This window comes from Dokdonia sp. R78006, from assembly GCF_042466145.1.
Lineage (GTDB): Bacteria > Bacteroidota > Bacteroidia > Flavobacteriales > Flavobacteriaceae > Dokdonia.
Genome location: NZ_JAXHBU010000001.1, coordinates 564,872 through 588,125 on the forward strand (window position 1 = coordinate 564,872; position 23,254 = coordinate 588,125).

At 38.7% G+C, this 23,254-nt stretch carries 24 protein-coding genes; 14 read left to right on the top strand and 10 right to left on the bottom strand.

What is annotated here, in order from left to right; genetic code table 11:
• Positions 1-17: 17 nt before the first annotated feature.
• The 4 genes from hemL to SJY37_RS02650 form a co-directional block, all read right to left on the bottom strand.
• On the bottom strand, positions 18-1,301 hold the full coding sequence (gene hemL, locus SJY37_RS02635; RefSeq protein WP_298329201.1) for a glutamate-1-semialdehyde 2,1-aminomutase: 1,284 nt from the start codon (positions 1,299-1,301) through the stop codon (positions 18-20).
• A gap of 76 nt (positions 1,302-1,377) precedes the next feature.
• Positions 1,378-2,211: a glucosaminidase domain-containing protein gene (locus SJY37_RS02640; protein ID WP_298329205.1), complete on the bottom strand. Its 834-nt coding sequence runs from the start codon at positions 2,209-2,211 to the stop codon at positions 1,378-1,380.
• Positions 2,212-2,215: 4 nt separating this feature from the next.
• Entirely contained in the window at positions 2,216-3,124 is a 909-nt protein-coding gene (locus SJY37_RS02645; RefSeq protein WP_298329208.1) for a 1-aminocyclopropane-1-carboxylate deaminase/D-cysteine desulfhydrase, read from the bottom strand.
• Positions 3,125-3,127: 3 nt separating this feature from the next.
• Positions 3,128-3,454 (bottom strand): hypothetical protein, encoded by a 327-nt coding sequence (locus SJY37_RS02650; RefSeq protein WP_298329211.1) that lies wholly within the window; start codon positions 3,452-3,454, stop codon positions 3,128-3,130.
• A 118-nt stretch (positions 3,455-3,572) separates the two neighbouring features.
• Between SJY37_RS02650 and SJY37_RS02655 the strand changes: the two genes are divergently transcribed.
• The 3 genes from SJY37_RS02655 (at position 3,573) to SJY37_RS02665 (ending at position 6,425) form a co-directional block, all read left to right on the top strand.
• Positions 3,573-3,746, top strand: a complete 174-nt coding sequence (locus tag SJY37_RS02655; protein ID WP_162533589.1) for a DUF5522 domain-containing protein — start codon at positions 3,573-3,575, stop codon at positions 3,744-3,746.
• Positions 3,747-3,861: 115 nt separating this feature from the next.
• Positions 3,862-5,847 carry a urocanate hydratase gene (locus tag SJY37_RS02660; protein ID WP_298329222.1) on the top strand — a complete coding sequence of 662 codons (1,986 nt, stop codon included), beginning with the start codon at positions 3,862-3,864 and terminating at the stop codon, positions 5,845-5,847.
• A gap of 11 nt (positions 5,848-5,858) precedes the next feature.
• On the top strand, positions 5,859-6,425 hold the full coding sequence (locus SJY37_RS02665) for a DUF4136 domain-containing protein (RefSeq protein ID WP_298329226.1): 567 nt from the start codon (positions 5,859-5,861) through the stop codon (positions 6,423-6,425).
• Between the two features lie 93 nt (positions 6,426-6,518).
• Here SJY37_RS02665 and SJY37_RS02670 read toward each other — a convergent pair whose 3' ends face one another.
• Complete coding sequence (locus SJY37_RS02670) at positions 6,519-7,268, bottom strand: enoyl-CoA hydratase/isomerase family protein (RefSeq protein ID WP_298329229.1); 750 nt, start codon at positions 7,266-7,268, stop codon at positions 6,519-6,521.
• A 161-nt stretch (positions 7,269-7,429) separates the two neighbouring features.
• Between SJY37_RS02670 and SJY37_RS02675 the strand changes: the two genes are divergently transcribed.
• Together SJY37_RS02675 and SJY37_RS02680 are read left to right on the top strand one after the other, a co-directional pair.
• Positions 7,430-9,178: an aromatic amino acid hydroxylase gene (locus tag SJY37_RS02675; protein WP_298329233.1), complete on the top strand. Its 1,749-nt coding sequence runs from the start codon at positions 7,430-7,432 to the stop codon at positions 9,176-9,178.
• Positions 9,162-9,449: a rhodanese-like domain-containing protein gene (locus SJY37_RS02680; RefSeq protein WP_298329235.1), complete on the top strand. Its 288-nt coding sequence runs from the start codon at positions 9,162-9,164 to the stop codon at positions 9,447-9,449. The genes SJY37_RS02675 and SJY37_RS02680 overlap by 17 nt, the downstream gene beginning before the upstream one ends.
• A gap of 31 nt (positions 9,450-9,480) precedes the next feature.
• Here the strand turns inward: SJY37_RS02680 and SJY37_RS02685 are convergent, their stop codons facing one another.
• Both SJY37_RS02685 and alaS read right to left on the bottom strand, forming a co-directional pair.
• Positions 9,481-10,428: a GSCFA domain-containing protein gene (locus SJY37_RS02685; protein WP_298329238.1), complete on the bottom strand. Its 948-nt coding sequence runs from the start codon at positions 10,426-10,428 to the stop codon at positions 9,481-9,483.
• 70 nt (positions 10,429-10,498) lie between these two features.
• The gene (gene alaS / locus SJY37_RS02690) at positions 10,499-13,111 is read right to left on the bottom strand and encodes an alanine--tRNA ligase (RefSeq protein ID WP_298329241.1); all 2,613 of its coding nucleotides are present in this window, start codon (positions 13,109-13,111) and stop codon (positions 10,499-10,501) included.
• Positions 13,112-13,229: 118 nt separating this feature from the next.
• Between alaS and SJY37_RS02695 the strand changes: the two genes are divergently transcribed.
• Positions 13,230-14,201 (top strand): M23 family metallopeptidase, encoded by a 972-nt coding sequence (locus SJY37_RS02695; RefSeq protein ID WP_298329244.1) that lies wholly within the window; start codon positions 13,230-13,232, stop codon positions 14,199-14,201.
• On the top strand, positions 14,201-14,530 hold the full coding sequence (locus SJY37_RS02700) for a MerR family transcriptional regulator (RefSeq protein WP_108877080.1): 330 nt from the start codon (positions 14,201-14,203) through the stop codon (positions 14,528-14,530). Before SJY37_RS02695 ends, SJY37_RS02700 begins: the two co-directional genes overlap by 1 nt.
• Here the strand turns inward: SJY37_RS02700 and SJY37_RS02705 are convergent.
• The gene (locus SJY37_RS02705) at positions 14,527-14,700 is read right to left on the bottom strand and encodes a hypothetical protein (RefSeq protein WP_298329248.1); all 174 of its coding nucleotides are present in this window, start codon (positions 14,698-14,700) and stop codon (positions 14,527-14,529) included. The two genes, SJY37_RS02700 and SJY37_RS02705, sit on opposite strands and share 4 nt — an antisense overlap.
• A gap of 191 nt (positions 14,701-14,891) precedes the next feature.
• Here SJY37_RS02705 and SJY37_RS02710 point away from each other — a divergent pair, with 191 nt between their 5' ends.
• The 7 genes from SJY37_RS02710 to SJY37_RS02740 all read left to right on the top strand — a co-directional run bounded on the left by SJY37_RS02710 (position 14,892) and on the right by SJY37_RS02740 (position 21,211).
• Positions 14,892-15,497, top strand: a complete 606-nt coding sequence (locus tag SJY37_RS02710; RefSeq protein WP_298329251.1) for a LemA family protein — start codon at positions 14,892-14,894, stop codon at positions 15,495-15,497.
• Positions 15,498-15,941, top strand: a complete 444-nt coding sequence (locus SJY37_RS02715; RefSeq protein ID WP_298329254.1) for a TPM domain-containing protein — start codon at positions 15,498-15,500, stop codon at positions 15,939-15,941.
• Entirely contained in the window at positions 15,941-16,768 is an 828-nt protein-coding gene (locus tag SJY37_RS02720; protein WP_298329257.1) for a YgcG family protein, read from the top strand. Before SJY37_RS02715 ends, SJY37_RS02720 begins: the two co-directional genes overlap by 1 nt.
• Positions 16,769-16,947: 179 nt before the next feature.
• Complete coding sequence (locus SJY37_RS02725; RefSeq protein ID WP_013751093.1) at positions 16,948-17,151, top strand: dodecin family protein; 204 nt, start codon at positions 16,948-16,950, stop codon at positions 17,149-17,151.
• Between the two features lie 146 nt (positions 17,152-17,297).
• On the top strand, positions 17,298-19,337 hold the full coding sequence (locus tag SJY37_RS02730; protein WP_298329262.1) for a thioredoxin domain-containing protein: 2,040 nt from the start codon (positions 17,298-17,300) through the stop codon (positions 19,335-19,337).
• Positions 19,338-19,403: 66 nt separating this feature from the next.
• On the top strand, positions 19,404-20,249 hold the full coding sequence (locus SJY37_RS02735) for a mechanosensitive ion channel family protein (RefSeq protein ID WP_298329265.1): 846 nt from the start codon (positions 19,404-19,406) through the stop codon (positions 20,247-20,249).
• Positions 20,250-20,392: 143 nt separating this feature from the next.
• Positions 20,393-21,211: a mechanosensitive ion channel family protein gene (locus SJY37_RS02740; RefSeq protein ID WP_298329268.1), complete on the top strand. Its 819-nt coding sequence runs from the start codon at positions 20,393-20,395 to the stop codon at positions 21,209-21,211.
• A 74-nt stretch (positions 21,212-21,285) separates the two neighbouring features.
• Here the strand turns inward: SJY37_RS02740 and tsaB are convergent, their stop codons facing one another.
• Together tsaB and SJY37_RS02750 are read right to left on the bottom strand one after the other, a co-directional pair.
• Complete coding sequence (tsaB, locus tag SJY37_RS02745) at positions 21,286-21,963, bottom strand: tRNA (adenosine(37)-N6)-threonylcarbamoyltransferase complex dimerization subunit type 1 TsaB (protein WP_298329271.1); 678 nt, start codon at positions 21,961-21,963, stop codon at positions 21,286-21,288.
• A gap of 3 nt (positions 21,964-21,966) precedes the next feature.
• Positions 21,967-23,253 carry an efflux RND transporter periplasmic adaptor subunit gene (locus SJY37_RS02750; RefSeq protein ID WP_298329274.1) on the bottom strand — a complete coding sequence of 429 codons (1,287 nt, stop codon included), beginning with the start codon at positions 23,251-23,253 and terminating at the stop codon, positions 21,967-21,969.
• Between the last annotated feature and the right edge of the window lies 1 nt (position 23,254).

Consider the following 23,254-nt stretch of genomic DNA (forward strand, 5'->3'; position numbering starts at 1 on the left):
CTTTTAATGATTACGTCTTACAACGTCTTCCCCACCTTTGCTACTGCAGCAATCGTTTCATCAAGATCTTCATAAGAAAGAGCGTCATTTAAAAACCAGCTTTCATAGGCACTTGGTGCAATATAAATACCCTCTTCAAGTAATCCATGGAAGAATTTCTTAAACGTATCATTATCACCCACCGCAGCCGATTTGAAATCTGTTACTGCGCCTTCGGCAAAGTGTACAGAAATCATTGAGCCAATTCGGTTTATGGTAAAAGTAACTCCACTATCAGTTAAGGCTTTATCAATTCCTTTGTGTAAGTACTCGGTTTTCTTTGCTAGGCTTTCAAAAACATCACTGTTATTAAGCTCTGCAAGCATGGCTAGTCCTGCAGCCATCGCCAGCGGATTCCCACTTAAGGTTCCTGCTTGATATACTGGTCCTTCTGGAGCAAGATGACTCATGATTTCTGTGCGAGCTGCAAAAGCTCCTACTGGTAATCCTCCACCTATTACTTTTCCGAAAGTGACAATATCTGCACGAACATTCATAAGCTCTTGCACACCGCCTTTTGCTAGTCTAAAGCCTGTCATCACCTCATCAAAAATGAGTAGCGCACCATGTGCGTCACATAGCTCACGTAATCCTTGTAAAAATCCTTCGGCTGGGAGAATACAACCCATGTTACCTGCAACAGGCTCTATAATAATTGCTGCAATCTCCCCTGGATTTGCTTCAAAAAGTTCTTTTACATTTTCTATGTTATTATAATCTGCAAGTAAGGTGTCTTTTGCCGTACCAGCCGTTACTCCTGGACTATTAGGAGATCCAAAGGTTACAGCACCACTTCCTGCTTGAATAAGAAATGAGTCAGAGTGACCGTGGTAACAACCTGCAAATTTGATAATCTTCTCTCTTCCAGAAAATCCGCGGGCAAGACGCACTGCACTCATGCAGGCTTCTGTTCCACTATTTACAAAACGTATTTTATCAATTCCGGGAACCATAGAGATGGCAAGCTCGGCTATTTTTGTTTCTATCTCTGTTGGCATTCCAAAGGAAGTGCCTTTTTGTGCTTTTTCTACAACAGCATCTACCACAGGTTTATGCGCATGACCTAAAATCATAGGCCCCCAAGAAGCGATGTAGTCTATAAGTCTGCGTCCATCCTCATCATATAAATAAGCTCCCTTTGCTTCTTTTACAAATACAGGATCTCCTCCTACAGATTTAAAAGCTCTTACGGGACTATTTACTCCTCCTGGTATTACTTTTTGAGCTGCTACAAAAAGCTCACTACTTCTTTTATAAATCATCTAAATATGCTATTTATTGTCTGTACATTTTACACTGCACAATCTTGTACTGTATTTTATTCAAGGATCTAATGTATTAATACCCTCTATCAAATGGTTTGATAAAAAGCACTTGACCTTCAAAGATTTGATCACCATCAATACCATTCCATTTTTTTAGTTCTGGCACCGTTACATCATACATGCGAGATAGACGGAAAAGCGTTTCGCCCTTTTGCACGGTATGTTGGTTATTATTATCTGTCACTTTTTTATAGTCTGCAACATCTTTACCTAGCACTTCACCGTCATAACGATATAACTCGTAACGTTCTACTAGGCTAATTAATTTTTGAGGATACTTCTTATCTGTTGCATATCCTGCAGCACGTAACCCATTTGCCCATCCTTTATAATCATCTTTAGGAAGTTTAAAAAGATCTGTATAACGCTTTCTTCCTGTCAAAAACAAGGAGTGATCTCTGTAAGAAAACTTAGCCAAACTATATTTCCTAAAACATTCACCCTTCGTATCATCGTCATGATAAACGGTCTGACCTTTCCAGTCGTGACATTTAATACCAAAGTGGTTATTTGCTTTTTGTACTAGCTCTCCTTTTCCGGCACCAGACTCAAGAATTCCCTGTGCTAGTGTGATGCTTGCTGGGATTCCGTATAGCTCCATTTCTTCTTTTGCTATATCTGCAAAGTCTTCTATATAACCGTTTACGCCACCCTTAGGAACTGGATTAACTCCATTATCAAGATTGTCATCTGGAGTTGCTGCCTCCTCAACTTTTGGAGAAGGTTGTCTTCTCTCGACGGTACGTGTAGTTTTTGTTCTTTTTTTAGAACGTGTGGCTTTTTTAGAACCACCACAACTTACAGACAGTATTCCTATTAATAAAAGTATGGTAAAACGTTTGAACATATAATTAGTGTATGAGTGGAAGTCCTTTTTTGACTAGCTGGATATTCATTCCTGCAATTCCTTGTAAACCTCCCGTATGAACGGCTAAAATACGAGAATTCTCGCGGAAATACCCACCTTTCATAAGCTCTGAAATACCATAAAGCATCTTACCCGTATAAATAGGATCTAGTAAAACGTGATGCATTGCGTGAAATTCATTTATAAAGTTAACGAGATCACCATTCACCTTTGCATAACCACCAAAATGATAGTCGGCAATAATCTCCCACTGCTCGTTCTTTGCATATTTTCTCACCTCATCTGCTACCCAATCTCCTTTAAGAGCTGGAAACCCTAATGCCTTCTGGTGGGGCTTTAGGCTATTTATGATACCAGAAATTGTACCTGCTGTTCCTATGGGGCAGCATATATAGTCAAAGTCTGTATCATCTTCAGTTAAGATTTCTTCACAACCTTTGATAGCGAGATCATTGGTTCCGCCTTCGGGAATAATAAACGGATTATTAAAGGTTTTTGTTATGCTTTCGCGAAAGCGTAACTCATCTTTCTCACGGTATTCTTGCCTTGATATAAAGTGAAATTTCATCCCACACTTATGTGCAAATCCCAACGTGGGATTACTTTCAAGCGTCTTAGCAAGATTAACACCTAGCTCTTCTCCTCGTATAACTCCTATGGTTTTGAACCCTTCTAACTGTCCGGCTGCTGCTGTCGCCGCAATATGATTTGAGTAAGCTCCTCCGAAAGTGAGTAGCGTATCATAACCTTCCCCTCGGGCTTGTATAAGGTTATATTTAAGTTTTCTAAACTTATTTCCAGACACTGTAGGGTGCAACAAGTCTTCCCTTTTAATAGAAAGGGAGCGTCCATTTGTTTCTGAAATAAATTGATTTTCCGAAGTAAGATTCACGGGTTAAAGATACGCTAGAAAACTCCAAAAAGGACGTTTTTCTAGATAGCTGAGCTCGCACTCACGAGCATAAGCCTCTCTCTCAAAACTGATATTAAGGTAAGCCACATAGTTGTCTCTATACTGTATAAGTCTTATAAAATACTCTATTACATACCATATAAAGAATGGCAGCACAAGCATTTCTGCTTGCTGTCTAATATGGATTTTCTCGTGATTAATAAATACAATATCCTCCTTAAGTTCTGGAGTACGCATCACTATAAATGGCCAGAGAGTAACTCCCACAAAGCGTTTACGCAATAAATATTTATTTACAATTAAAAACATAGGTCAAAAATAAATTAATTATAACATCTAGCATCTTAAGATCTCCTTAATACTTGTACGTTATTACTAATACTATAGACGTTATTCAAAGTCTATGCCGTATCCTTATCTTTGTCTTATGTCCTACTTAAAAAAACATATTCCTATAGAAGACGGCGATTATTACCTAACGCCAGAAGGCTATAAATGTTTTACAGAGCAATACCACCTCAAAAGAGGTTATTGTTGTGAGAGTGGCTGCCGTCATTGTCCATATGGATATAGTAAGAAAACAAACAAACAAGATGGATAGTAGGCTTAAACATTATAGAAAGCGTACTTATAAATCCTATCATCGCGTAGATATACGTTACCCTTAGTGAGTAGAAGCAATTTGTAATCATTGTTTCACTTAACACTCACATCTTATGACTTTTCAAGAACAAATTTTAATGGGTATTCCTGCTAACTTACCACCAGCAAAGGAGTACAACCCATCGATTAATCACGCGCCAAAACGCAAAAAAACACTCTCTCCAGAAGAGGGGAAACTGGCTTTAAAAAATGCACTCAGGTATTTTGAACCTCAACATCATGAAGTACTCCTTCCTGAATTCAAAAAAGAGCTAGATACCTACGGCCGTATCTACATGTATCGTTTTCATCCAGAATATGATATTTATGCAAGACCTATAGATGAATACCCCTCGCAATCTAAAGCGGCAGCGGCAATCATGTTAATGATACAGAACAATCTGGATCATGCGGTTGCACAGCACCCTCACGAACTCATTACCTACGGAGGTAATGGCGGTGTGTTTTCAAACTGGGCACAATATCGTCTTACAATGCAATACCTCGCCCAGATGAATGATGAGCAAACACTTGCCATGTACTCTGGTCACCCTATGGGTTTATTTCCTTCGCATAAAGATGCTCCACGAGTGGTGGTGACTAACGGTATGATGATTCCTAATTATAGTAAGCCAGATGATTGGGAAAAATTTAATGCCCTTGGTGTTACTCAATATGGTCAGATGACAGCAGGAAGTTTTATGTATATCGGCCCGCAGGGAATTGTGCATGGAACTACAATCACGGTTCTTAATGCGTTTAGAAAAATAAAGAAATCTCCTATAGGTGGCCTCTTTGTAACCTCTGGACTGGGCGGTATGTCAGGAGCGCAACCTAAAGCTGGTAACATTGCTGGTTGTATCACGGTATGTGCAGAGGTAAATGAAAAAGCGGTACACACAAGACACTCACAAGGATGGGTAGACGAAGTGATAATAGATACAGACACGCTTGTTAAAAGAGTACAACAAGCAACAAAGAAAAAGGAAACCATTTCTATCGCTTACCAAGGAAATGTAGTTGAAGTTTGGGAAGCTTTTGACACACATAACATCACCATAGATATAGGTAGTGATCAAACTTCTTTACACAATCCATGGGCAGGCGGCTATTACCCTATGGGCTACACTGTAGAAGAGGCAAATGATATGATGGCAAATGATGTAGACCGCTTTCGCGAAAGCGTACAAAGCACCCTCAAGCGTCATACTGCAGCCATCAATGCTCATACAGCAAAGGGCACTTACTTTTTTGATTATGGGAATGCCTTTTTATTAGAAAGCAGCCGAGCGGGAGCAGATGTATTTGCCGAAAATGGTCTCGACTTTAGATACCCAAGCTACGTACAAGATATCATGGGACCTATGTGTTTTGATTATGGTTTTGGACCTTTCCGTTGGGTATGTGCTTCTGGAAAACAAGAAGATCTCTTAAAAACAGATCAAATAGCTTGCAGCGTTCTTGAAGAACTTGCCAAAGATGCTCCTCCAGAAATCCAGCAGCAAATGCAAGACAATATCACTTGGATAAAAGGAGCGCAAGAAAATAAGCTAGTCGTAGGATCACAGGCTCGCATTCTCTATGCAGATGCAGAGGGAAGATCAAAAATAGCACAAGCTTTTAATGATGCAATCGCACGTGAAGAAATAGGTCTTGTGATATTAGGACGCGATCATCATGATGTGTCTGGTACAGATTCTCCATATCGTGAGACGAGTAATATTTATGATGGAAGCCGCTTTACGGCAGACATGGCGATACAAAATGTAATAGGTGATAGTTTTCGCGGTGCTACATGGGTAAGCATACACAATGGTGGTGGCGTAGGCTGGGGAGAGGTTGTAAATGGCGGTTTTGGTATGGTAATTGATGGTAGTAAAGAATCTGAAAGACGCTTACAGTCAATGCTTTTCTGGGATGTAAATAACGGAATTGCTAGACGAAGTTGGGCTCGTAACGAAGGTGCTGTTTTTGCAATAAAAAGAGCCATGGAAAATGAACCTAATCTTACAGTAACATTGCCAAATTTTGTGGATGATCACTTATTAAATAATCTTTAAAACAAACTACTATGAAAGCACTTAGACTTTTACCATTACTAGGAGCCGTACTCTTATTGGCTTCATGTAGCACTGTGCGCGTAGCTTCTGACTACGACAAAGAAACAAACTTTAGCGAGTACAAAACGTTTGCTTTTTACAAACCAGGAATAGACAAAGCAGAGATTTCTGATCTAGATAAAAAACGTGTACTCCGCGCAATTGAATCTGAGATGATGGCAAAAGGTTTTACAAAATCTGAAAATCCTACGGTGCTCGTAAGCATATTTACAAAAGCTAAAGAGCGTATTGATGTATACCAAAACAACTTTGGCTTCCGTGGAGGCTGGGGAGGTTTCTGGGGGCCATGGGGAGGCCCTTGGGGCTGGAACGGTGGTTTTAATAATAATACCGTTGCAAGATCGACTCAGGGCACTTTATACATCGACTTAATAGACGCAAATAAAAATCAGCTTATCTGGCAAGGTCAAGGTACAGCACCACTAGTTACTGGAGATGTAGATAAGCGTGAAGAACGCATTAACCTAATTGTTCAAGAAATATTGGGAGTATATCCTCCACAAGTAGCAGGAAACTAAAACACAGGTTTGAATTAGCCCTTAAACTTAAAAAGCACCCCTAGGGGTGTTTTTTTTAATATGTAAAGTTTATAATTGATAAAGTCATTTTGGTTACAAAGCTCCCAATGTGTCTTTTGTAAACTTACTCAGCACTAAAGTACCACTCATCTCAGCACGCTCTTCTAAAAGTGATGGCCAGTGATTTGTACCTTCCCATAATGCCTTTTTCATAGCGCTTACAGCTTCTGGGTTATAAGAAGCAAGTTTTACGGCTAATGCTTGTACAGCTTCATCCATCAAAATGGACGTCTCAAAAAGTGCTGCATAGAGACCTTTTTCTTTTGCCCATTCTGGGCTATAAAATTCTGTTGCATTCAGTGTCAAGTCGCTTAGTCCATTCAACCCTATCTTGCGTTCAACAGCGGGAGCAATAACAAATGGACCTATACCTATGGTGAGTTCGCTTAATTTTATACTCGCATACTTAGTCGCATAGCAATAATCTGTTGCAGCTGCAAGACCTACGCCACCTCCTACTGCTTTACCTTGAATACGACCTATGATCATCTTAGGGCAAGAACGCATGGCAAGAATCACGCGCGCAAATCCCATAAAGAATTCTTTTCCTTCTACATTATCTTCTATGCTTTTAAGCTCATCAAAACTGGCGCCAGCACAAAAGGTGCGTTCTCCTCCACTTTGTAATACAATTACTTTCACATCTGCATCTTGACCACTGTTGTTTATAGCATTTTCTAAATCTGACAACACTGTACTAGGCATGCTATTGTGTGACGGATGAAAGAATGTGATGGTAGCGATTCCATTTGCTTTTAATGTCTTTACGTAAGGTTGTGTCATTGTATATAGCTGAAGTTAATGTTAGGTAAAAATAGGTAAATAGGGAGTAATGCGTGTTTTGCCAACTCACATTTTCGCGAAAGCGGATACCCAAAAATAATTTAACGCAAACGATTTAGGAAAGCATTTTAATCACGACCAATTCTTCGTAAATTTACTTTATGGAAATACCAGTTACATCAAACCCGTTATTAGATCGTCTGCCTAAGCATTTAGGGCAATATATCAAGGCGCAAGATTATGATCAATACACTCCTATCAATCAGGCGGTGTGGAGATATGTGATGCGTAAAAATGTAGCTCATTTAAGTCAGGTGGCTCATGAGAGCTATATGTCTGGTCTTAAAAAGACAGGGATTTCTATAGATAACATCCCTTCTATGTACGGGATGAATCGCATTCTTAAAGAAATAGGGTGGGCTGCTGTTGCGGTAGATGGTTTTATACCTCCTAATGCTTTTATGGAATTTCAAGCATACAAGGTGCTTGTGATTGCTAGTGACATACGCCAACTAGAAAACATAGAATATACGCCTGCACCAGATATTATTCATGAAGGTGCTGGTCATGCTCCTATCATTGCAAGTCCAGACTATGCGGAGTACCTGCGTAGATTTGGAGAAATAGGTGCTCGTGCGATATCTAACGCACATGATATGGATATGTATGAAGCAGTGCGCAAGCTATCTATTTTAAAAGAAGCCGAAGGTATTGCTCAAGAAGATATAGACGCCGCCGAAGATGAGGTAAACCGCCTGCAGCAAATGACGGTAGAACCATCTGAAATTGCATTAATAAGAAACCTTCACTGGTGGACTGTAGAGTATGGGCTTATAGGAACACTAGAGGATCCAAAATTATATGGCGCTGGTTTATTATCATCACTAGGTGAGAGTAAACATTGCCTTACAGATGCTGTAAAGAAACTACCTTATAGCATAGATGCTGCTTATCAAGAATTTGATATCACGCAGATGCAACCTCAGCTATTTGTTACTCCAGATTTTGGATACTTAATGGAAGTACTAGAAGAATTTGCAGAGACTATGGCACTTAGACGTGGTGGATGGCGCGGAGTTCAAAAACTTATAGACTGCAAGCAACTAGGCTCTATCGAGCTTAACACGGGGCTGCAGGTAAGTGGGAATTTTAGTAATATGATTCAAGATGAAGACAACCGTGTTGTTTATTTTGAAACTCATGGTCCTAGTGCACTTTCTTACAGAGGTAAGGAACTTATAGGGTTAGGAACAGATCATTTTAGAAAAGGATTCTCTTCTCCTCTAGGGAAGCTCAAGCGTAGCTCCATGGCTATCGAAAATATGAGCCCAAGAGATCTTAAGGCATTTGAAATTTACGAAGGCGGCATTAACTCCTTTGAGTTTGAAAGTGGTATTACGGTTACAGGTATGATTACCACTGGTACTCGTAGTGTAGACGGAACCTTACTCGTAGTTCACTTTGATGGATGCGAAGTATCCTATAAAGGCAATAAGCTTATCTCACGCAAGAACGGACCTTTTGATATGGTTATAGGTAGCTCTGTAGTTTCTGCTTTTGCAGGAGCGGCAGATCATCACTCGTTTGACGTAAAAAGTAATGTGAGCAGTACAGCAACCATACACAACGAACTATCTGAAGAGGATAAAAAACTTAACGAATATTACAAGGAAGTAAGAGACCAGAGAGAAGCAAAGTCTTCACAGGAAACTGCGTTACTTACCATATTCAAAATTGTAAAGGAACAATATCCTACAGACTGGCTTTTATCACTTGAGATATTTGAGCTTACGCGAAATAAGGAAGTGCTAGCACACCTAGAATCTCTCATGATTTCTAGAGCAAATATTGCACATCTCATAAAAGACGGACTAAGTTTAGTAATGGAAGACAATGGGGTTATTCAGTAGTTTTTTCGGTAAGAAACAGCGGAAACTTGATGACTTCTTTAGTAGAAATGCTGTTATCATAGATGTGCGATCAAAAGCCGAATATGATAACGGCGCTATTCCAGGTTCTAAATACATACCACTACAATCCATAGCTGCCAATGCCGCAAAAATCAAGAGTTGGGAAGCACCTATAATATGTGTTTGCGCGAGCGGAGCACGAAGCGCATCTGCTACTGCAATTTTAAAAAGCAAAGGGATTGAAGCCATGAATGGTGGTGGATGGCTTTAACTTTATAAAAAAATGAACCCCTAAGGTTTCTTTAAAACCTCATCCAAGGAAATTCTTGAACTAGCTTTTCTTTCTGACTATCTAACTTTGCCAAAAATTTTTGGTGCTGCTCTCCTTCGGCATTAAAAGGTTTATGAGTAATTCCTTGTTGTACTTTTGAGACTTGCTTCATTGTTTGTTGCGCTTTCGCGAAAGCGTACACCTCAACAAATCGTTCCCAAATATAATCTACTGCCTGTGCCGAAGGATGAATCATATCTGAGCCGTAAAAGCGATAATCTCTTAACTCATCCATCATGATTTCGTAAGAAGGGAAGTAAGAAATAGCACTCTTATCAACTAGCTCATGAATTGCAGAAATCAAATGAGATTTACTTCGCGTGTTTTCTACAAATCCATCTTTTATGTGGCGCACTGGAGACACTGTAAAAGTGATGTGAACATCAGGATTGAAGTTAAGTACAAGCTTCACTATACTAGATAGGCTTTGTACAATATCATCTATAGACAAGAGCTCTTTTGCAAACTCCTTTTGAGGAACCTTGTGACAGTTAGCCACCACCTCATCACGTTCAAGATGTCTATAAACCCAAGCAGTACCTAATGTGATAAAGAGATGAGAAGCGCTTTTTAATTGCGTCCTAAGTAATTGCTGTGCCTCTTGAAGATGTATTACAGCCCCTAACCTACTCAAAGAATTTTTATCACTATGCGCATAGTATGACTTCCAGACACCGTCAAGTTCAAAAACATCTTCCTCGGTATATGTTTTGTCTTCAATCGCATCTTGTATAAGGCGCTCAAGCGCTATAGGATTAAATATTATCCCAAACGGATTTGTAACCGATTGGAATTTATAGTAGTCAAGTTTATCCCCTATGTTTTCTGAAAAACAAGAACCCAACAGCAACAAAGTATCATCATACCCAAATGGAGTCGATGATGTAGTAAGTGGCAACTGAGTCTGTAATTTTATCATAACACAAGAAGCAATCTTTATAAAAAAACCATCTACTTATTGAGTCAATAAGCAGATGGCTGTATGTGTATTAAACCAAGTAATTTTTCACTTCGGCTATTGCGGCGTCTATTCCTGCTGGGTTTTTCCCTCCTGCGGTTGCAAAGAAAGGTTGTCCACCACCTCCACCTTGGATGTGCTTTCCTAGTTCGCGCACCACAGTGCCTGCATTCAATTTCTTAGAAGCTACAAGCTCCTTTGAAATGTAGCAGCTTAGTAATGCTTTACCGTCTTGCTCTGTAGCAAAAAGGATAAACACGTTGTCTTTATTTTCTCCTAGCTTAAATGCAAGATCTTTGATTGCTCCTGCGTCTAGGTCTACTTTTTTGGCAAGAAAATCAACACCATCTATATCTGTAAACTCCTTAGCAAGGTCACCGCTTAAGTTTTGAGCCTTCTCTCTTATGAGTGCTTCTACTTGTTTTTTTAATGCAGTATTCTCATCCAGTAAGTTAGTAATTGCTTTTACTGGATCTTGTGCATTTTTAAGCGTAGCTTTTACATTATTGTAAGCCTCCGTTTCTGATGTGAAATAATCTTTTGCAGCATCACTTGTGATTGCTTCTATACGACGTATTCCAGATGCAACAGCACCTTCTGAGGTAATCTTACAATGCCAGATTTCTCCAGTACTTGGTACGTGAGTTCCTCCACAAAGCTCCATAGACTTACCAAAACGGATAGTTCTAACCGCATCTCCATACTTCTCTCCAAATAATGCAATCGCACCTTCTTGTACAGCCTGATCATAAGGAATACCTCGCTGCTCTTCTAGTGATAGATTTTCGCGTATGCGTGCATTTACAAAATCTTCTACCTCCTTAAGTTCCTCTTTAGTCACCTTAGAAAAGTGCGCAAAGTCAAAACGTAAATTCCCGCTATGTACCATACTACCCTTTTGCTCTACGTGCGTACCTAATACCTTACGTAAACCTTGGTGTAATAAGTGTGTCGCAGTATGGTTTGCAGCCGTGCGGCTACGTTGTTTTGCATCTACCACTGCCTTAAACGTTCCATCTGTAGATCGCGGAAGATTTTTGGCAAGGTGTATAATTAAGTTATTCTCTTTCTTAGTATCAATTATATAAACAACCTCTCCATTAGGAGTTTCTAGATATCCTTTATCTCCTACTTGCCCTCCTCCTTCTGGATAGAACGGAGTAAGATTAAATACCAGTTGATATAACTCACCGTCTTTTTTACTCTCTGTCTTACGGTAGCGAGTTATTTTTACCGGTGTTTCTAGCGTATCGTATCCTACAAACTCTTCTTCGGCATCTTCATGTAAGATATTCCAGTCGTCTGTCTCTACCTTGGTTGCTGCACGAGAGCGGTCTTTTTGCTCTTTAAGAGCTGCTTCAAAACCTTTCTCATCAAGCTTTAAGTTTTTCTCACTAAGTATAAGTGCTGTAAGATCAATTGGGAATCCGTAGGTATCATAAAGCTCAAAAGCTTTATCTCCAGAAACGGTATCACCCTTTGTAGCTGCAATCACATTGTCAAGCAGCAGTAATCCTTTATCTAGCGTACGTAAAAAGGAAGCTTCCTCTTCACGTATCACATTTGTAATTAAATTTTTCTGTGATTTAAGTTCTGGAAATGCATCACCCATTTGTTTTACAAGTGTTGCTACAAGCTTGTAAATAAATGGTTCCTTAGTATCAAGGAATGTAAACCCGTAACGAATTGCACGTCGTAAGATTCTACGGATTACATAGCCAGCTCCAGTATTAGAAGGCAACTGCCCATCTGCAATTGAGAATGACACAGCTCTAACATGATCTGCGATTACTCGTACTGCAATATCTATTTCTTCATCATTACCGCACTTTGAGTTTGTGATGGTTTCTATCTCGCTCATTAATGGTGTAAAAACGTCTGTATCATAGTTAGACTGTACTCCTTGAAGTACCATACATAAACGCTCAAATCCCATTCCAGTATCTACATGCTGGTTAGGTAGCTTCACAAGCGATCCATCTGCAAGACGATTGTACTGCATGAATACAAGGTTCCAGATTTCCACGACATGTGGATGGTCCATATTTATGAGGGTCTTCCCGTCTACTTTTGCTTTTTCTTCGGCAGATCTTATGTCTACGTGTATTTCTGAACATGGTCCACAAGGTCCTTGCGCTCCCATTTCCCAGAAGTTATCTTTTTTATTTCCATCGATGATTCTATCCTCATCAATGCGTTGCTTCCAAATATCAAAAGCTTCTTGATCTCTATCTAATCCATCTTCTTTATCTCCTTCAAAAACACTCACGTAAAGACTGTCCTTATCAATCTTAACCACTTCCGTTAAGAATTCCCAAGCCCATGATATTGCTTCTTCTTTAAAATAATCTCCAAAAGACCAGTTACCTAGCATCTCAAACATCGTGTGATGATAAGTATCCTTACCTACTTCCTCAAGGTCATTATGTTTACCAGAAACACGCAAACATTTTTGAGTATCTGACAGTCTTGCATTTTTTGGCGTGGCGTTTCCTAGAAAATATTCTTTAAAAGGTACCATTCCCGCATTTGTAAACATTAATGTGGGATCATCCTTTAAAACCATTGGTGCAGAGGGCACTATGGTATGTTTTTTGGATTCAAAAAAGTCTAGAAACTGTTTACGTACCTCTTGAGATTTCATACGATGGATGGTGTGGATAATTTATTTTATATTTGAACGTTGTTGAGGTTTTAAATCACGCTTTCGCGAAAGCGTACTAAACCCCATAAACAAACCCCAAAAATAAGCATTTTAACTTATGTCTAAGGTAAAATATTACTACGATAGTGAGACACTATCCTACCGAAAAGTAGAGAGAAAAAAGGGACGCACCTTTGGCGCAGCATTGATATTCATTGCAGCGACCGCTCTTATGGGACTTCTTATAACGATTGCTGTGTTTAACTCTGGTGTCGATACTCCTAAGGAACGAAAACTAGAACGTGAGCTGGCAAATATGTCATTACAGTTTGAGATTCAAGAAAAGAAACTTGACCAGATAGAACGCGTACTTGCAAATGTAGAAGAGCGTGATAATAATGTATACCGTGTATTATTTGAGGCTAGTCCTATTCCTGATGAAATAAGACAAGCAGGTTTTGGAGGTGTCAATCGTTATAAAGACTTAGAAGGTTTTGATAACTCTTCTATGATTACAGGAAGTGCAAAACGTATTGATCAGATCACAAAACGACTTGTAATCCAGTCAAAATCTCTAGACGAAATTGCAAAACTCGCCGAAGAGAAAGAAGCGTTACTCAAAACAATACCAGCTATACAACCGGTTCAAAATAAAGACCTCTCACGAGTAGCCTCTGGATACGGAATGCGAGTGCACCCTATTTTAAAATACCGTAAAATGCACAACGGGATGGACTTTACAGCTCCTCCAGGTACGCCAATTTATGCCACGGGTGATGGAAAAGTCACTAAAGTAGGACTAGGAAGTGGTTATGGTAAAATGGTAATTATAGAACATGGTTTTGGCTATAAAACGTATTATGCGCACATGAGTAAGTACAAAGCTACCGTAGGACAGAATGTAAAGCGTGGTGAGATTATAGGATATGTGGGCAATACAGGTCTATCTTCTGGTCCTCACCTACACTACGAAGTATGGAAAAACGGTACGGTAGTTAATCCTGTAAACTTTTACCATAATGATCTTACTCCAGAGGAATATGATCTTATGCTAGCTGCATCATCTATAGAAAATCAATCACTCGATTAATGTATATAGACCTTCCAGAAAAACTGTATTATACTATAGGTGAAGTCTCAAAGGCATTTGATGTAAATGCATCTTTGATACGTTTCTGGGAGAAAGAGTTTGATGTAATCGCTCCTAAAAAAAACGCTAAAGGCACAAGGAGATTTACACCAGAAGACATTAAAAATCTAGAGCTCATTTACCATCTGGTTAAAGAGCGCGGTTTTACACTTGAAGGTGCAAAAACACACCTCAAAGAAGGTAAAAAAGAAATTTTATCAAATTTTGATATTATAAGAAAGCTAGAAGCTGTAAAAGCACAACTACTAGAGATTAAGTCTAATCTCTAAAAACGCTTTCCTTTATAATAATCGCGATAAGCTAGGCCTATAAAAAATAAACTAGTGGTTATTGACAAGAGGCTCATTACAAGATACTGCCCAGACACGAGGTGATATACACCTGCAATAACACCTATAACTCCCATAGCTGCTAGTAAATATAAAAGTTTTAAATCCATAACAATAATACACTACAAATGAGTGTTGCTTTTTTATTTGCAAAAATCAAGCTTATACAACTCTTAGACGGCGAGTTTAACAAAACCTTATTGTCTTCTTATAGTAATTCTTTTTCTTAACTTGCTACTATTGCACGTTACTTGTAACAAATCACAACAAACAACAACTAACTATCAAACCTAATTATATTATGAAAAAAGGACTTATCGCTCTTATTGCCATCGTTGCTGTACTAGTTATAGGAGGCTTATGGCTCGCTCGCACAAATAACAATCTCGTTCCTCTAGATGAAGAGGTAAGTGCACAATGGGGTAACGTAGAAAGCTCTTACCAACGTCGTGCAGACTTAATCCCAAATATTGTAAATACAGCCAAAGGCTATGCAGAGTTTGAGCAATCTACTCTTATAGGAGTTATAGAAGCACGTAGCAAAGCTACCTCAATAAATATTGACCCTTCAAACATTACACCAGCACAGCTTAGACAGTTTCAAGAAGCTCAGTCAGGTCTTACCTCTGCGCTTTCTCGACTTTTAGCTGTTTTTGAACGCTACCCAGATCTTAAGGCAAATGAAAACTTCAAGGAGCTAATCAATGAGCTGGAGCGTACAGAAAACCGTATCAATGTGGAGCGTAATCGCTTTAATGAAAAGGCAAAAATCTTAAACTCTGAGATACGTATGTTTCCTACTAACCTAGCTGCAGGAATTTTAGGTTTTGATAACCGTGCATACTTTGAGGCAGATGCAGGATCAGAAAATGCTCCAGAAGTAGAATTTGATTTTGGCACAAAATAAATGGCATCTACGGTAGAAGACTTTTTAAGTAAAAGTGACGAACAAGCCATTGTTGAGGCTATTAGACAGTCTGAGACTCGTACTTCGGGGGAAATTCGTGTGCACTTAGAACATCACTCTAACAAAGAGGATGCGCTCATACGTGCTCAAGAATTATTTCATTTACTTAAAATGGATAATACTAAGGAAGAAAATGGAGTCCTTATTTATGTTGCTGTAGATGATCATAAACTCGCAATTTGCGGTGATGCTGGCATCAACAAGGTAGTCCCTCCAGATTTCTGGGAGTCTACTAAGGATGCTATGATTGCTCAGTTTACTAAAGGAAACTTCCGCGATGGTCTCATTGAAGGAGTACAGTCTGCTGGAGAGAAACTAGCTGCATTTTTCCCATGGAAGCATGGTGATAAAAATGAACTCCCTGACGAAATAAGCACCTCTTAATGCAAGAAAAAAATAATTTTTTAGGTTCACGCTTTCGCGAAAGCGTACTCTTCTCTCTACTTTTATTGGTACTGAGTATTCCTGCATTTGGTCAATTTAATATTCCTGAAAAACCGACAAAGGCAAATCCGGACGCGGTTTATGATTACATAGGCTTATTATCTGCAGGACAAAAGAGTGCTTTAGAAAACAAACTTATTAAATATAGTGACAGTACCTCAACACAAATTGTGATTGCTATTATCTCTACTTCCAATGGAGAAGGACTTGATATGGTAGGTGCAAAGTGGGGACAGCAATGGGGAATAGGACAGGCAGATGAAGATAATGGCATCCTGATTATTCTCGCAAAAGATGATCGCAAGGTAGATATCAATACGGGGTATGGAATAGAAAGCATCATTTCTGACCGTGATGCAGAGCAAATCATAAATAGAATAATGATTCCTCAGTTTAAACAAGGGAATTTTTATGCTGGACTTGATCAAAGCGCAGATGCAATCTTTGACGGCTTACAAGGAAACTTTAAAGGAACGAGACAAGGTAACGATGGATTTCCCATTCAAGGGATTCTCATGTTTATCTTTTTCATTGTAATACTAATCATCATAAGTCGCAACAATCATCGCGGTGGCGGTCGCAATGGCGGCAAGCGCAGTGTAGGAGGCTCGCTACTAGACGTTATCATACTCAGCAATATGGGACGTGGTGGCTTTGGTGGTGGTGGATCTTTTGGCGGTGGTGGAAGCTTCGGTGGAGGCGGTGGCTTTGGAGGAGGATTTGGTGGCGGTGGCTTTGGAGGTGGTGGTGCTTCCGGAGGATGGTAATTACATCAAAAACAAAATCTCTTAAAATAGCTTTAACACCTACGCTCATCTACACATAACTATCGTTATTATTCAGACAGACAGTAATTATAACATTTATAAAAACATTTGCATTCTTATCTAATGAATTGCGTAACTTTCAGGAAACAACTAATTATTAACACATTAAAACCAATAAAATGGCAGTATTAAAAGTTATAGAAGTATTAGCAAGTTCTGAGAAAAGCTGGGAAAATGCAGCAGAAAACGCACTTAAACATGCTAGCAAGTCAATAAAGAACATCAAATCTCTTTATGTAAACGAGCAAAACTGTGTAGTAGGTGATGATGGAAAAATAAAAGAATACCGCATGAACTGTAAGATTACTTTTGAAGTGAAGTAAATCTCTTTTTAAAATATTGATAAAAGTCCCATCTCTAGATGGGACTTTTTTTGTTTGTATTTTTACAAGACTACCCCATTTTACAAACACACTTACATCTATAATTACACTCCTTTTTTCAATCGGCAAGCACTAAAATTCCCATTATGGAACATCCTTATACTAATGATCTTATACAGGAGACTAGCCCTTATCTCTTACAACATGCCCATAACCCTGTAGACTGGAAACCATGGAATGAGCAAACGCTGGCTCAGGCTAAAAAGGAAAACAAACTCTTATTGATAAGCATAGGTTACTCTTCATGCCACTGGTGTCATGTCATGGAGCACGAGAGCTTTGAAAATACAGAGGTCGCACAACTTATGAACGCGCATTTTATAAATATAAAAGTAGATCGTGAGGAGCGTCCAGATGTGGATAATGTATACATGAATGCTGTGCAACTTATGACAGGCAGAGGTGGCTGGCCTCTTAATGCCATTGCATTACCAGATGGAAGACCAGTATGGGGAGGTACCTATTTCCCAAAAGAGGAATGGACAAGCGCACTTGAGCAAATTGCCAAACTCTATCAAACAGCACCAGAAAAACTCATTGAATATGCAGAAAAGCTTGATCAAGGCATGCAAGAAATGGATGCAATTATCCCAAACGATAGCACCCCAGATTTCAAGCTAGAAACGCTACAAAATGCTATAAGCCAGTGGTCGAGGCAGTGGGACACTAGACAAGGTGGCCTCAACCGTGCGCCTAAATTTATGATGCCTAATAACTATCAGTTTTTACTTAGGTATGCTCATCAAAACCAAGATCAAGAAATTTTAGAATATGTAAATACTACCCTAGAACAAATTGCCTTTGGTGGAGTTAATGATCACGTAGGTGGCGGTTTTGCGCGTTATAGTGTAGATACTAAGTGGCATGTACCGCACTTTGAAAAAATGCTTTATGACAATGCACAGCTAATAAGCTTATACGCGCTAGCCTACACAAAGACTAAAAACCTTTTATATAAGGAAACTGTCTATCAAACCTTAGCATTTATAGCCCGCGAGATGACGACAGAGGATGGAGCCTTCTATAGCGCTATAGATGCAGATAGCTTAACTACAGATGGAATTCTAGAAGAAGGTGCTTATTATGTGTGGACTAAAAACGAGCTACAAACTTTGATAGGTGATGACTTTGATCTTTTTAAAGAATACTACAACATCAACTCCTATGGAAAATGGGAGAAAGACAACTATGTACTCATTAGACAAGATACAGATCAAGATTTTTCTAAAGAGTTTGGTATTTCAATACAAGAAATCATTTCCAAGAAAAATAAATGGCATGAGGATTTATTGCGCTTTCGCGAAAGCAATAAAGAAAAACCTCGTCTAGATGACAAAATCCTAACGTCTTGGAATGGATTAATGATTAAAGGGTATGTAGATGCCTACCGTGCTTTTAACGATGAGGTATTTCTTACTGCAGCATTAAAAAATGCCAACTTCATACACACTAACCTGATGAGAACAGATGGCGGTCTTAATCGTACCTATAAAAATGGAAAGAGCACTATAAACGGATATCTAGAGGATTATGCTGCCACAGTAGATGCCTTTATAGCACTCTATGAGGTCACAGCAGATAAGCAATGGCTTAATAAGGCTAAACAACTTACCGATTACACCTTTGAGCATTTTCAAAATCCAGAAAATGATTTGTTCTTCTTCACATCAAACCAAGATCCTAGCCTCGCAAGTCGAAACACAGAGTTTTATGATAACGTGATTCCGTCCTCAAACTCCATAATGGCGAAGAACATTTTTATGTTATCTCATTACTATAGCGATAATACTTATGGTGATACGGCTAAAGCAATGCTTCATAACATTCAGCCATCTATTGAGCAAAGCCCTACTAGTTTTTCAAACTGGATGGATGGGATGCTTAACTATACCATGCCTTTTTATGAGCTTGTTATCGTGGGAAAAAATGCGGAAGTCCTAAGACAAGAGTTGAACAGCTATTACATTCCTAATAAATTGATTGCAACTAGCACTATCAAAAGTGATCAAGACATCTTTAAGGGGCGATACCATGATGATAGAACATTTATCTATGTATGTGTGAATAATACTTGCCAACTCCCCGTTGAGACTGTGAAAGCCGCGTTAAAACTCATGGAAGTTTAACAGAAGTTTATCCTAGAAGATTATGTAACATGTTTGCTTATATCCAATTTTGTAAAAAATTTAAATATGAGTAATCCTCTGGATCAAGTAAGCGAATACCAAGAACATATAGATCAGGCCATAAAATGGATATGGGACTTCATCCCAGGCTTTTTGAGTGCTATGGTTTTGTTGTTTATTGGTTTATGGGTCATCCGTATTATAAAAAAACTAGTAGCTAAGTTTTTCAAAAGAAAGGACTATGAACCTACACTTGAAAAATTTATTGCAGACCTCATTAACTGGACCTTAAAAATCGTGCTTTTTGTACTTGTGATTACACAAGTAGGTGTACAAACTACTTCTCTGGTAGCTATCATAGGAGCAGCTGGACTTGCAATAGGACTTGCATTACAAGGATCTCTCGCAAACTTTGCAGGAGGAGTTCTTATTTTATTACTAAGACCTTTTAAAGTAGGTGATTTTATAAAAGCACAAGGACAAGAAGGAACAGTAAAAGAAATTTCAATCTTCCAGACAAAGCTTAATACTTTTGGAAACCAACTAGCTATTATCCCAAATGGAAAGTTGTCTAATGAAACTATTGTAAACTTTACAGAAGAAGGTATACGTAAAGAAGCAATCACCTTTGGAATTGATTATGGTGATGATGTAAAACTTGCCAAAAACATTTTACTTACACTAGTCAATGAACAAGAACAAGTAATCCAAGAAGAAGGAAAAGCACCTATGATCGTTCTTGCAGAGCTAGGAGATAGCAGTGTAAATCTATCGCTAAGATATTGGGCAAAAAATGAAGACTTCTGGAATTTACGCTGGTTAGTACTAGAGGAAGGAAAAGAACGTCTAGAAGCTGCTGGAATTACAATACCATTCCCTCAGCGTGATGTGCACGTACACAATGCTGAATAAGAAAAACTAGACAAGACTCCCTTTTGTATCGATTAACGATACATCCATGGTGATAATTATTATATAGAAACTCGCATATATTGATATATGCGAGTTTTTCTATTTTTAGGCTACAAACATTAACAACCTAATAATTAAAACCAATGGAAGATTATCAAAAATGGATTGACCTCGCTATCGAAAAAGGATCAGAATACGGACTCAAAATCCTTATGGCATTAGTCATATGGGTCGTAGGTAAATGGGTTATTGGAAAACTAATGAAGGTTTTCAAGAAAGTGCTCGAGAAAAATAAGAATATGGATAAGACACTTGAGAAGTTTTTATCTAATCTCGTGAGAACTATTTTACTAGTTCTACTTATTATAGCCATTTTAGGACAATTAGGTATAGATACAGCATCTTTTGCTGCTATTCTTGCAGCCGCTGGTCTTGCTGTTGGTCTTGCGTTACAAGGTTCTCTATCTAATTTTGCTGGTGGTGTATTACTTATGCTTTTCAAACCTTTTAAAGTAGGTGATCTTATAGAAGCTCAAGGTGAAGTAGGAGTTGTATCTGAAATTCAAATCTTTACTACCAAGATAGCTACACCAGGAAATAAACTAGTTATTATACCAAATGGTGTTTTATCTAATGGTAATATCAAGAACTACACAGAACTAGGAGAACTACGTGTAGACCTTACAATAGGTGTATCTTACGATGCAGATATTAAGGCGACTAAAGAAGCTCTTATGCGCGCTATGCATTCTCAAGAAAATGTACTACAAGTACCTGCTCCATCTGTAAATATGGGTGAGCTTGCAGATAGCTCTGTAAATTATGAAGTGCGTCCTTGGGCTACACCAGAAAATTACTGGGATGTATACTTCCAAACTATCGAGAATTGTAAAATTGAACTTGACAAAGCTGGGATTGAAATTCCTTATCCACATGCTGTCGAAATACACAAAGAAGCTTAAGAAGCTCTTTCTTAAAAGTAAAAATCCCGTGATACAATATTGTATCACGGGATTTTTTTGCTTTAGTATTATTTCTATTTTGCTTTAGGCTTACCTGCAATAAAATCTTTGAGGTAGTACGGTTCAAAATAAGCTACATCTTCAAGATCATTAGCTTCAAATTTTGTTTGCGCCATCGATGCCATTTGAGTTGATGAAGGCAACTCTCCTATTACAAATCTTGCATTAGGATGCTCACATATCTCTTGGAATTTTTCTACACCATTACCCACAAAGTGAACGATTCCTTTATCTAAATATTCGGTAAAGGATGTTTCATCTAGTATTTGCGCTTGGGTTTCTCTGTGACGATTTCCACTATTATCAAAAACGGCACTGTACACTTCCATACGTCGTGCATCAAGCATTGGTATAATGAGTTCGCCATCGTTTACAGTAAGCTTTCGCGAAAGCGCACCTAAAGTATCAACAGAGATTAGCGGCACATCTAGCGCTGCACAGAGTCCCTTTGTTGCCGAAACACCTATACGAAGTCCCGTATAGCTTCCTGGGCCTTTACTTACGGCAATTGCACTAAGTTTATCTTTAGTAATACCTGCAGCATCAAGCACCTCTTTGATAAATACATGCAATCGCTCTGCGTGAGAATACTTTTGAGCATTATCCTCCTGCATTGCAACTACATTTCCATTAATAGACAAAGCCACCGAACAATTTGTGGTGGCTGTCTCAAGACATAAAATATGTGTCATTGTTTATTCTTCAGATTCGTTTTTTTCTTCTCCTTTTACCTCAACTTTATCTCCAGTTTTGAGCGTTTTAGTTACAAGACTGTAAGGGCCTATGATAATCTCATCTCCTTCTTCTAGACCTGTTAAGATTTCAATTTTAGAGTCATCTTGTATTCCTGTCGTTACGACTTTCAACTTTGCTTCACCACCACTCTTCACAAATACACATTCAAATTTCTCCTCTGCCGCTCCTGCACTTGTTGTAGACTTAGGCGTAGTGCTTCTCGTAGCACTCGTATCTGTTTTTACAACGATAGCACTTATAGGCGCTGCAAGAATATCGTTACGCTTTTTTGTAATGATATCTACCGTTGCTGTCATACCTGGTCTAAAAGGCGAATATGTATCCTTTTTACCTTCTAGCAAGTGCTTATATGATTCTTCTAGAATACGCACCTTTACTTTAAAATTTGTAACCTGATCTGCAGTAAGTGTTGCTTGAGCAGAGTTTGCAATTTCTGTAACAATACCCGAAAATTTTGTTTTTAGGTATGCATCTACCTCTACGATCGTTGAATCTCCTATTGCAATTTTTACAATATCATTTTCATTTACATCTACCTCAACCTCCATATTATTAAGGTTTGCTACACGTACGATTTCTGTTCCTGCCATTTGCGCAGTCCCTACTACACGTTCTCCCAGTTCTACATTAAGCATAGAGATTGTACCATCGCGTGGTGCAAAAATAGAAGTTCGTCCTAGGTTATCTGTAGCCTGCTTTACTTGAGCAGCTACACTCTGTACATTATAAAAAGCACTCTGACGATTTGCTTGTGCGATATCCAGATCAGACTGTGCTCTTTCAAAATCTGCTTTTGAAATTACGCCTTTATCAAAAAGAGGCTTATTACGATTAAAGGTAAGCTTGGCTTGGTTGAGACTTGCTTCTGCTTGTGATAATCCGGCACGGCTATTTTGTAACGCTGCACGACTCTGGCTTACTGCTGCTTGCACTAAGTCTGGATTGATTTTTACAAGTAGGTCTCCTTTTTTTACATCTTGTCCTTCTTTAATAGGAAGATCTATGATTTCTCCAGAAACTTCTGATGATAGCTTTACTTCTATCTCTGGCTGTATTTTACCGGTAGCGGCCACCGTCTCAATGATAGTTGCTCGCTCTAGCTTCTGCACCTCTACAGCCTTGAAATTACCAGACTTACCGAAAGCTCCAGATTTTTTACCTGCGATTAACGCTATTACTACAACAGCAACAATACCTAGTAAAATGAAAAGTGTTTTTTTACTCATT

What these genes read in the sequence shown, in the direction of transcription:
- SJY37_RS02670 (WP_298329229.1), bottom strand. Translation starts at nt 7,268, where the DNA reads ATGACACAACCTTACGTAAAGACATTAAAAGCAAATGGAATCGCTACC.
- SJY37_RS02680 (WP_298329235.1), top strand. Translation starts at nt 9,162, where the DNA reads ATGGGGTTATTCAGTAGTTTTTTCGGTAAGAAACAGCGGAAACTTGAT.
- SJY37_RS02655 (WP_162533589.1), top strand. Translation starts at nt 3,573, where the DNA reads ATGTCCTACTTAAAAAAACATATTCCTATAGAAGACGGCGATTATTAC.
- SJY37_RS02730 (WP_298329262.1), top strand. Translation starts at nt 17,298, where the DNA reads ATGGAACATCCTTATACTAATGATCTTATACAGGAGACTAGCCCTTAT.
- SJY37_RS02700 (WP_108877080.1), top strand. Translation starts at nt 14,201, where the DNA reads ATGTATATAGACCTTCCAGAAAAACTGTATTATACTATAGGTGAAGTC.
- SJY37_RS02650 (WP_298329211.1), bottom strand. Translation starts at nt 3,454, where the DNA reads ATGTTTTTAATTGTAAATAAATATTTATTGCGTAAACGCTTTGTGGGA.
- tsaB (WP_298329271.1), bottom strand. Translation starts at nt 21,963, where the DNA reads ATGACACATATTTTATGTCTTGAGACAGCCACCACAAATTGTTCGGTG.
- SJY37_RS02685 (WP_298329238.1), bottom strand. Translation starts at nt 10,428, where the DNA reads ATGATAAAATTACAGACTCAGTTGCCACTTACTACATCATCGACTCCA.
- SJY37_RS02695 (WP_298329244.1), top strand. Translation starts at nt 13,230, where the DNA reads ATGTCTAAGGTAAAATATTACTACGATAGTGAGACACTATCCTACCGA.
- SJY37_RS02675 (WP_298329233.1), top strand. Translation starts at nt 7,430, where the DNA reads ATGGAAATACCAGTTACATCAAACCCGTTATTAGATCGTCTGCCTAAG.
- SJY37_RS02750 (WP_298329274.1), bottom strand. Translation starts at nt 23,253, where the DNA reads ATGAGTAAAAAAACACTTTTCATTTTACTAGGTATTGTTGCTGTTGTA.
- SJY37_RS02665 (WP_298329226.1), top strand. Translation starts at nt 5,859, where the DNA reads ATGAAAGCACTTAGACTTTTACCATTACTAGGAGCCGTACTCTTATTG.
- SJY37_RS02640 (WP_298329205.1), bottom strand. Translation starts at nt 2,211, where the DNA reads ATGTTCAAACGTTTTACCATACTTTTATTAATAGGAATACTGTCTGTA.
- SJY37_RS02705 (WP_298329248.1), bottom strand. Translation starts at nt 14,700, where the DNA reads ATGGATTTAAAACTTTTATATTTACTAGCAGCTATGGGAGTTATAGGT.
- SJY37_RS02740 (WP_298329268.1), top strand. Translation starts at nt 20,393, where the DNA reads ATGGAAGATTATCAAAAATGGATTGACCTCGCTATCGAAAAAGGATCA.
- SJY37_RS02735 (WP_298329265.1), top strand. Translation starts at nt 19,404, where the DNA reads ATGAGTAATCCTCTGGATCAAGTAAGCGAATACCAAGAACATATAGAT.
- hemL (WP_298329201.1), bottom strand. Translation starts at nt 1,301, where the DNA reads ATGATTTATAAAAGAAGTAGTGAGCTTTTTGTAGCAGCTCAAAAAGTA.
- alaS (WP_298329241.1), bottom strand. Translation starts at nt 13,111, where the DNA reads ATGAAATCTCAAGAGGTACGTAAACAGTTTCTAGACTTTTTTGAATCC.
- SJY37_RS02660 (WP_298329222.1), top strand. Translation starts at nt 3,862, where the DNA reads ATGACTTTTCAAGAACAAATTTTAATGGGTATTCCTGCTAACTTACCA.
- SJY37_RS02720 (WP_298329257.1), top strand. Translation starts at nt 15,941, where the DNA reads ATGCAAGAAAAAAATAATTTTTTAGGTTCACGCTTTCGCGAAAGCGTA.
- SJY37_RS02725 (WP_013751093.1), top strand. Translation starts at nt 16,948, where the DNA reads ATGGCAGTATTAAAAGTTATAGAAGTATTAGCAAGTTCTGAGAAAAGC.
- SJY37_RS02715 (WP_298329254.1), top strand. Translation starts at nt 15,498, where the DNA reads ATGGCATCTACGGTAGAAGACTTTTTAAGTAAAAGTGACGAACAAGCC.
- SJY37_RS02710 (WP_298329251.1), top strand. Translation starts at nt 14,892, where the DNA reads ATGAAAAAAGGACTTATCGCTCTTATTGCCATCGTTGCTGTACTAGTT.